Origin of the sequence: Xenorhabdus sp. IM139775 (genome assembly GCF_028598745.1) — a bacterium.
Lineage (GTDB): Bacteria > Pseudomonadota > Gammaproteobacteria > Enterobacterales > Enterobacteriaceae > Xenorhabdus.
The window spans coordinates 1-8,560 of sequence record NZ_JAQRFK010000102.1; the positions used below are offsets into that span (position 1 = coordinate 1).

The following is an 8,560-nucleotide window of genomic DNA, read 5'->3' on the forward strand; positions in this document are numbered from 1 at the left end:
TGGCTTTACCGTGGGAAAACAGTATAAGGCTACTAATTAAAGTATGTACCACTAGCGGCTTCGGCAATGCTGTAGTTTTGGTCAAGCACCAACTGAGCTGACTCTAATTTGAATTCGGGGCTAAAACTTTTTTTCATTATGTCACCAGTTGAATCGTTGAAGTGAGAGTATCACCTCTATGACGGTGACCAAAATCATTGAACCACAGCAGTTCTTAACATGGCGGCAAGCTCCGTCGGGTGAACGAAACTTAATTAAAGCAAAGTGCCGGATACGCATCAGCTGAACAATGCGTCAACTCTCCATCCCGAAGTTATCATTCGGAATCTGTGTCCACGTTAGATCAGAATATTCGATAACAATTGAGAAACCTTGCACAAACATACAATACACATAAAAAAAAGAGTTTTAACATGATAAAAAATGAATTACTCCCAATGTAAATAATTTATTAAAGACAATGGGTTATTTGAGTTTTTTAAAGGATGTCCAATTTGATGAGTAAAGAAACGAAAAAACCAAGGATAGCAATAGTCGGTCCCGGTAGTATTGGGTTGGATCTAATGTATAAAATAAAAAAACATAACAAATTTGAAATTGCATTCGTTGTTGGAAGGAATAAGAATAGCGAAGGAATAAAAATAGCTCGAAACGAAGGTATTGAGGTTTCATGTGATGGAATTGAATTTATAAAGGAAAATATTGATCACTTTGATTTAATATTTGATGCAACATCAGCTATTTCTCATAGTTACCACAACAAAACATTTTCAGAATATAAAAAATTTGCAATAGATTTAACCCCGGCAAAAATAGGAAAATTATGCGTTCCAGCAATTAATTTAAATGAAACTAAAAACGCACAAAACGTAAATCTAATTACTTGTGGAGGACAGTCCAGCTTACCTATAGCTTGGACAATATCAAAATTTTCTCAATATATTGATTATATAGAAGTCGTATCTACGATTGCTGCCAAAAGTGCGGGCCTTGCCACAAGACAGAATATTGATGAGTATATAACAACAACAGAGTGGGCATTAAAAAAATTCTCAGGCGCACAAAAAGTTAAAACCATATTGAATATTAATCCAGCAAAACCAGAGATATACATGCAAACAACTTTGTATGTAAAAGCAAAATATGATTGTTTTTCAAAATTAAGTGAAGAAATAAAAACTATAATAAAGGTTATCCAATCTTATGTACCGGGCTATCAGTTGGAGTACGAACCAATAATTCGTAATGATGAAATTATAATTAATGTTAGTGTCAGAGGTAGTGGTGATTATTTACCGTCTTACGCAGGTAATTTAGACATTATCAATTGTGCAGCTATTTCTGTTGCAGAATATAAACTCAACTTAAGAAATGAGATCGGCTTATGAAGATATTAATCAGTGACTCCACTTTACGCGATGGCAACCATGCTGTACGTCATCAGTTGACAACTGAGCAGATAAAAGCATATGCAAGGAAAGCTGAAGAATCTCATCTAGATATAGTAGAAGTTGGCCATGGTAATGGTTTAGGGGCTTCATCAAGTTTACTTGGTCACTCAGCAGTATGCGATATTGATATGTTAGCTGCAGCACGTAGCCAGCTAAAAAAAACCCTGTTAGGGATTCATTTTATTCCTGGTTTTGGGAAGTCATCTGATATAAATGATGCTGTATCGGTAGGAGTAGATGTCCTAAGAATTGCTAGTCATTGTACTGAAGCAAATACCACATTGCGTTATATAGAACAGGGGAAGAGTAATAACAAACTGGTTTTTGGCGTTTTAATGATGTCCCACATGGCCACCACCGAAACTCTTATCGAACAGGCTTCTTTAATGGAAAAGTACGGAGCCGATGGAATTATTTTGATGGACAGTGCTGGGTATTATATTCCGACAATGGTCAGAGAAAGAATTAAGGCATTAGTTAATCATTTAAATGTACAAGTTGGTTTTCATGCTCATAATAATTTAGGCCTGGCTATAGCAAACTCTTTAGTAGCAGCTGAAGAGGGAGCATCTATTCTTGATGCTTGTATTATGGGATTTGGCGCAGGAGCTGGTAATACACAGCTTGAAAACTTAATTGCTGTTTTGGAGCGTTATCATTTTGATATAAACACCTCATTTGAAATAATTACTAAAACATTACTTGATGCAATTAAAATTATATCTCATGAAACACCTCATATTAAATTTTCGAATATCGCAAGTGGATTATATGGATTATTCTCAGGTTATGTACCCCATGTTCAACGTGCAGCCAAAGAATTTAACGTAAACGAATTTGATTTATATCGTTCTTTATCAGGGAGAAAGTTAATTGCAGGACAGGAAGATATAATCTTAGAAGAGGCAATGAAACTCTCAAACATTAAATACTAATCTCTATCTGAAAACTGAATGAGGAGAATTATAATGACTACAGATTCGTTTCAAGCAAAATTAGTTCATTTGATGTTTGAAGAGCAAGCACTTAAGACACCACATAGGAATGCAGTCATACAGGGTAATGAAGCTATCTCTTATATAGAATTAAATGAATTATCCAATAAATTGTCCCATCACCTACTAGCCTTAGGTGTAGAAAAAGGTGATAGTATTGGAATTTGTTTTTATCCTTGTATAAATACGTTAGTATGCATTCTTGCCATATTAAAAATCGGTGCAGCATATGTTCCTTTCGACCCTATGAGTCCATCTGAAAGGTTAATGCTTATTAGTAATCAACTGGATAATTTAAAGTATATTATTACGAACCCAGAAACGCATGACTACTTTAGTTCAGATAAAAAACAAATCACATTGACAGATGATTTCTTTAACCATATTAAAAATTGCTCTAATAAAAACCCAGATATCAATATAGATGAGAGCAAAATATGTTATATTGTATTTACATCAGGAACAACTGGTATACCTAAGGCTGTTGCTGTAAAGCATAAAGGTTGGTCAAATCTTTTAAATTGGTTTAAGGAGAAATACAAATTAGATAGCGAATCTAATAATGTATTAGTCAGTTCATTTGGATTTGATATTTCTCAGCGAAGCATGTTATCCTCACTCTATATAGGATCAACTCTTATTATTAGTGAAAGTAAACACTTCGATCCTATATTAATAGGTGAATTGATTAATAAGCACCATGCAAAAACATTACATCTTGCTCCAAGCTCTCTTTATTCCATTATCGAAAATTGGGAGGATGTTAATAGTTTGCCATCTTTACGATATCTATTTATTGGAGGAGAAGCTCTCTCCGTTCCTAGAATTTCAAATTGGGCTTTAAATGAAAGTCGAATTTGCCATTTCATTCACCAGTATGGTGTTGCAGAATGTACCGATGTTGCAACATCATATACTATGAATGATTTTAGCTCTTATTTGGATAACGGAATCCCTTTAGGTGAAACAGTATCTAATTGTAATATTCATGTTTTAAACGAAGAGCTAAACCCAGTTAATATTGGCGAAGCTGGCGAGTTGGTAATTACTGGGGATAGCATTGGTGCTGGTTACATAAATAATAGCGAGTTAAACTCAGAAAGATTTATAAAAATTAAAGTTGGCTCAAAATCCATTAATGCATATCGCACTGGAGATTATGCAAGAGTGAGAAATGATAGAGAAATTATTTGTATTGGTAGGAAAGATAACCAGATAAAAATAAGAGGTATCCTTACAAATTTATCAGACATTGAAAGTATCGTTAAATCAAGTAATAATGAAATTAAAGAAGCCATCGTCGTTCCATATGATGAGACTGAATCGGATACAAGACTGTGCATTTTTCTTTATACAGATATAGATGAATACTCAAGACCAGAAATAAAAAAAATAAAAAACAGCATCATTAATAAATTACCAAAGCATATGATTCCAAACAAATTCCAATGGGTTGATTCATTTCCTTTGACTACAAATGGAAAAGTAAATAGAAGTGCATTATTGAATTTAATAACTTTAGATTAATACAAATCCAAACAATAGAGAGATATATATAATGAAGACTAATAGTTTTGACTCAACAACTGGTTTGGCTAAAAATGCAGAAATCCCAGATGATATTAAAGATGATATTATTAAATTTGAAAAAAATGGCTTTATTGGACCAATAAAACTTTATGAACCGGAAGAAGCAGGAGAAATTCTACGAGCACTCAGATTGGCTAACCATGATCGCTCCCATATTTTGTACGACAACAATATGAATTATGATCGGCATTTTGATATTCCTGAGCTATCAAAGCATATAATGCACCCAACAATTGCTAAATATTTAAAAGCTATTCTTGGTCCAGATCTTCTTTGTTGGCGTTCTGAATGGTTTGCAAAGTTCCCCGGCGCAACTGGAACTGAATGGCACCAAGTTCGTGACTATAGCTATACTGATGGTAATCCGTTAATTGTACCTACAGAAACTAGTTGGAATGCATTTATTGATTTAACAGTTTGGACTGCATTTACTCCAGCAAAAATTGAAACTGCTTGCATGCGCTTTTTGCCTGGTTCTCATTATAAATATTATTATGATGAGAAAAAAAATGTACAAACTGGTCGTTTAGGTAACTATAACCATATGGAAACAGATACAGGTTTCTTCGGTTATGATTTCTCTGAATTTAAGGTTGATCCATCTTGGGATCCAGAGGGTGCTAACCCCGTTGATATGGAGCTTAATGCAGGTGAATGCGTTATTTTTACAGCATCATGTGCTCATGCATCTCATCCTAATATTACTGACAGGGAAACTCGTTTCGCAATTTCTGGCCGATATGTGCCTACACATGTCAGAGTTTATCCAAATCTAGATTCTTATAATGCACACGGTGAAACGTTCAATCTTGAAAACTATGCAACAGTTTTAGTCAGTGGTGAAGATCGATATGAACACAACAAAATCAGAACTACTAATAATCGTGGTGTCAAATTTTAATTTAATAAAAGGTTAAATAATGAAAGATAAAATTAAGAAAATATATTCGGAAGAACTCAATTATCCAGGACTATCAGAGCAAGATGATTTTTATGATGTTGGGGGACATTCTTTAATTATGACGAAGATTAGAAAAAGGTTTATATCAGAGTTGGATTTAGATGTATCGATAGATAGTTTATTTAGGTATTTGACAGTGGAAAGCTTATATAACCACATCAAATAATGCGATAAATTGCAGCTTGTCATGTTAAACAAGCATACAAGTTGCAATTCGGCTGAAGAGTTATATTTTTTATTTATTAGGTTAGAGAGGTTTTATGGAAATATTTCTTTATACTCTTGGTGTAATGTATAGCCCTGGTCCTGTTAACTTTATGGGCATGAATGCTGGTTTAACTGGTCAGTTTAAAAAAACGATTGGTTTTTTTATTGGTGTAGGCTGCGCAATGTTTACGTTATTTATATTGTTAGGATATGCAGGAGAAGCTATCATATCTCATAAGTACCTTCCTTATATTTCATTACTTGGGGCTTTATATACATTTTATCTTTCATTTAAAATGGTAACATCTAACATACAGTTGAACAAAGGAGAGGGAAGTACTGTATCTGATAAAAATCTTACGTTTTGGAATGGTTTTTTAATTCAAGCGTTAAATCCTAAAGGTATACTTGTAGTATTGCCCGTCACTACTATTATGTATCCTGCTGCTCATGTTACAGGGTCAATGATACTTTTGGTATCAATATTGATTTCAATTGGTGGAGCAGGCGCACCTGGGCTTTACTCATTCTTTGGGTCAGTTATTGGTAAACAGATAAAAAATGATTCATGGCTTAATCTTCTAAATAAAGTAATGGGAGCTATGCTGGCTATTGCTGCTATTTTTATGACATATGATTTTTTTATCGGCATTAACTTAATATAAGGTGTGTACACCATGTCCTCCATATTTAAAAGCTGCTTGGTTAATTGGGATGATATACCAAAAGAGAATGTTTCAGAATCTATAGAAAGACAAGTTATTCATGGTGACAAATTGACTATTGCCAAACTCTATATGAAATCCGGGGCTTCTGTTCAAACACATTCACATCCAAATGAACAAATTACATGGATATTAACTGGACACATTCGATTTCAATATGGTGAAGACTTAGAGCAGGTGGTTGACCTAAAATCTGGTGATGTTTTGCATCTACCAGCCGATATTCCACATAATGCAATATGTCTTGAAGATACTATTGACTTCGATATTTTTACCCCAACACGTGAGGATTGGAAGCTTCCGACAGGGAATGATTATTTTTCATCAACAAAGGATAGTGCAAGATAATGATGCAGAAAAAAAAATGGATTTCACATTTCGGTGATGTTAAAAAAGCTCGACTTCGAATTATTTGTTTTCCATTCGGAGGTGGAGGTGCTTCATCATATCGTTTGTGGCACGAAATTTTTGGTTCAGAGGTTGAGATTTGCCCAGTTCACTTACCTGGGCGAGAGAGTCGATATGGTGAAGAACCATGCTTAGATGCAGATGTTTTAGTCAATGATTTATTACCAGAATTATTACCATTACTTAATTGCCCTTCTATCTTTTTCGGATATAGCTTAGGTGCAGCATTAGCATATAAAACTGTAGTAGAATGTTCAAAAATTGTCAGAGATAATAAAATATTATCTCTAATATGTTGCGCTAGAACCTCTCCGAACAAAAAAATTGATAATGAATATTTTACTCATTTATCTCAGGAAGAATTCATTGAATATATTATTACTTTAGGAGGTATTTCACGTTCCACCTTTAATGATCCTGAACTTCGCACAATGGCTTTAAAACTACTGCGTAGCGATTTTATGTTATCTTCGAGCATTATTGAGCCTAAAGATCAAATGGTGAATACCCCTATCTATGCTATTGGCGGGGATACTGACCCTTCCGTTTCAATTAATGAATTGCAAGGATGGAAGAGGTGTACAAGTGGTGAATTTAAGTCTTTCATTTTGCCCGGAGGGCATTTTTTCATGAATGAACACCCCGTTAAATTTCATGAGTTATTGAATGATATTGTTTCATTTGAGAAGGGAAGATTAAATTAGATATGGCTCTGAACATGATGTCATTAAATTCTATTTTAACAATGGTAACAGGAATTGGTTTTGTTCTTTTAATTCCTGGGCCAACTAATACATTGCTATTGGTTTCAGGGTTGAAGAACGGTGTTGTTAAAGCATTGCCTTTAATTATTGCTGAAGCTTGTGGTTATACTGCAGCAATCGGAGTGTGGGGATTATCTCTATCTACTATTCCTGTAGGTGTGTTTTGGATTCAATCAATAATCAAGGCATTATGCTCATTTTATATATTTTATTTGGCAACTAAGGTATGGTCATATGGTCGGAACTCATATTATGAAGATAATATCTCATTTCCACAGATGGTATTAGCCTCATCGCTAAACCCAAAAGCTCTTTTATTTGTTAGTTTATTTATACCGACAAGTTCATTTGATAATATAAATGAATTTATTTTTTTTACACTAATATTTACTATTCTATTGATTCCCATCGGTTTATTATGGATTTCATTAGGTGGATTAATAAGAAGAAACCCATCTGAAAATTCATTATTAATAATATATAAAATTCTTGCCGTCATTCTTATAGCATTCTCTTGTGTTTTATTTTTATCTATATTCTCGTAATTACTCTAAAGCGCCCTGTTAAATAAAGGGCGCAAGTTATTTTATTTAAATATTCTTTGTTTTGTTTATATTTCTCCAATGTGCTGGTGTTAACCCAAACGCTTTTGTAAAATGTCTTGCCATATGACTCTGATCGAAAAAACCTGCGATCAATGCAGCCTCAGTAATGGATTCTCCAACAATTAAACAAGATTTTACTATATCTAACCTGCGCATTATCATATAGCGATGGGGACTTGTCCCGAATAGTAACCTGAAATCTCTCGAAAGGCTCCAGCGATCACGATTTGCGTTTCGCTCAAGTTCGTCTAATGTTATATTTTTATCTAAATTTGAATGAATATACTCTCTCGCTCTTTCAGCAGCGAAATAGTCAAAATTCCCCTTTCTATTTAAAGTCATTCCGCTTGCTTCAACTAATGAAATAGCTAAATCATAAAGAGCATCATCTTCCTCCATAGGGTCTATTCTACAATCCATATTTTGTAGCAGTGCGTTCATTGCCTTAAAAATATTGGGATCATTGGTTATGCCATTTTTTATAAATGGTAATGGCTTTCCTTTTATTATTTCTTGTATCATTGATGGTTTTATATACATCATTTTGTAATGGAAGCCAGCAGTCGTCCCAGCCTCACCATCATGAACTTCGTCAGGGTGTAACACAATAGTGTTGCCAGGAAGGCTGTGTTGCATGTTGCCACGATAGTGAAAACTTTGAACTCCAAATAAGGTTTTTCCAATAGCGTAAGTGTCGTGTCTGTGCGGATCATAACCATGATTTAAAAAATAAGCTTCTATCCTTTCAACTTTTCTAGTCTCAGGTGCCCTGTATACCCAATCCCGCGATGTAGCCAATTCATGCATATGGACTCCATATGAAAATTGCATTGTAAATAATTACTATTTTTTAT

10 protein-coding genes are annotated in these 8,560 nt (G+C 34.1%); 9 read left to right on the forward strand and 1 reads right to left on the reverse strand.

Going from position 1 to position 8,560, the window contains the following annotated elements; all coding sequences use genetic code 11:
- Positions 1–497 precede the first annotated feature (497 nt).
- The 9 genes from PSI17_RS15245 to PSI17_RS15285 all read left to right on the forward strand — a co-directional run bounded on the left by PSI17_RS15245 (position 498) and on the right by PSI17_RS15285 (position 7,646).
- Positions 498–1,388, forward strand: a complete 891-nt coding sequence (locus tag PSI17_RS15245; protein WP_273552789.1) for an acetaldehyde dehydrogenase (acetylating) — start codon at positions 498–500, stop codon at positions 1,386–1,388.
- Positions 1,385–2,386 carry a 4-hydroxy-2-oxovalerate aldolase gene (gene dmpG, locus PSI17_RS15250; protein WP_273552790.1) on the forward strand — a complete coding sequence of 334 codons (1,002 nt, stop codon included), beginning with the start codon at positions 1,385–1,387 and terminating at the stop codon, positions 2,384–2,386. The genes PSI17_RS15245 and dmpG overlap by 4 nt, the downstream gene beginning before the upstream one ends.
- Positions 2,387–2,419: 33 nt before the next feature.
- The gene (locus tag PSI17_RS15255) at positions 2,420–3,973 is read left to right on the forward strand and encodes an amino acid adenylation domain-containing protein (RefSeq protein WP_273552791.1); all 1,554 of its coding nucleotides are present in this window, start codon (positions 2,420–2,422) and stop codon (positions 3,971–3,973) included.
- A gap of 31 nt (positions 3,974–4,004) precedes the next feature.
- The gene (locus PSI17_RS15260) at positions 4,005–4,937 is read left to right on the forward strand and encodes a chlorinating enzyme (RefSeq protein WP_273552792.1); all 933 of its coding nucleotides are present in this window, start codon (positions 4,005–4,007) and stop codon (positions 4,935–4,937) included.
- Between the two features lie 19 nt (positions 4,938–4,956).
- Positions 4,957–5,163, forward strand: a complete 207-nt coding sequence (locus tag PSI17_RS15265) for a phosphopantetheine-binding protein (protein ID WP_273552793.1) — start codon at positions 4,957–4,959, stop codon at positions 5,161–5,163.
- Positions 5,164–5,257: 94 nt separating this feature from the next.
- Entirely contained in the window at positions 5,258–5,869 is a 612-nt protein-coding gene (locus PSI17_RS15270) for a LysE family translocator (RefSeq protein ID WP_273552794.1), read from the forward strand.
- 12 nt (positions 5,870–5,881) lie between these two features.
- On the forward strand, positions 5,882–6,277 hold the full coding sequence (locus tag PSI17_RS15275) for a cupin domain-containing protein (protein ID WP_273552795.1): 396 nt from the start codon (positions 5,882–5,884) through the stop codon (positions 6,275–6,277).
- On the forward strand, positions 6,277–7,041 hold the full coding sequence (locus PSI17_RS15280) for a thioesterase II family protein (protein WP_273552796.1): 765 nt from the start codon (positions 6,277–6,279) through the stop codon (positions 7,039–7,041). The genes PSI17_RS15275 and PSI17_RS15280 overlap by 1 nt, the downstream gene beginning before the upstream one ends.
- Positions 7,042–7,055: 14 nt before the next feature.
- Positions 7,056–7,646: a LysE family translocator gene (locus PSI17_RS15285; protein ID WP_273552797.1), complete on the forward strand. Its 591-nt coding sequence runs from the start codon at positions 7,056–7,058 to the stop codon at positions 7,644–7,646.
- A 45-nt stretch (positions 7,647–7,691) separates the two neighbouring features.
- On the opposite strand, the gene PSI17_RS15290 is transcribed toward PSI17_RS15285, so the two are convergent.
- Positions 7,692–8,513: an AraC family transcriptional regulator gene (locus PSI17_RS15290; RefSeq protein WP_273552798.1), complete on the reverse strand. Its 822-nt coding sequence runs from the start codon at positions 8,511–8,513 to the stop codon at positions 7,692–7,694.
- Between the last annotated feature and the right edge of the window lie 47 nt (positions 8,514–8,560).

Coding starts and splice junctions, on each gene's coding strand:
- PSI17_RS15255 (WP_273552791.1), top strand. CDS start 2,420: ATGACTACAGATTCGTTTCAAGCAAAATTAGTTCATTTGATGTTTGAA.
- PSI17_RS15260 (WP_273552792.1), top strand. CDS start 4,005: ATGAAGACTAATAGTTTTGACTCAACAACTGGTTTGGCTAAAAATGCA.
- PSI17_RS15290 (WP_273552798.1), bottom strand. CDS start 8,513: ATGCATGAATTGGCTACATCGCGGGATTGGGTATACAGGGCACCTGAG.
- PSI17_RS15280 (WP_273552796.1), top strand. CDS start 6,277: ATGATGCAGAAAAAAAAATGGATTTCACATTTCGGTGATGTTAAAAAA.
- dmpG (WP_273552790.1), top strand. CDS start 1,385: ATGAAGATATTAATCAGTGACTCCACTTTACGCGATGGCAACCATGCT.
- PSI17_RS15265 (WP_273552793.1), top strand. CDS start 4,957: ATGAAAGATAAAATTAAGAAAATATATTCGGAAGAACTCAATTATCCA.
- PSI17_RS15275 (WP_273552795.1), top strand. CDS start 5,882: ATGTCCTCCATATTTAAAAGCTGCTTGGTTAATTGGGATGATATACCA.
- PSI17_RS15285 (WP_273552797.1), top strand. CDS start 7,056: ATGATGTCATTAAATTCTATTTTAACAATGGTAACAGGAATTGGTTTT.
- PSI17_RS15270 (WP_273552794.1), top strand. CDS start 5,258: ATGGAAATATTTCTTTATACTCTTGGTGTAATGTATAGCCCTGGTCCT.
- PSI17_RS15245 (WP_273552789.1), top strand. CDS start 498: ATGAGTAAAGAAACGAAAAAACCAAGGATAGCAATAGTCGGTCCCGGT.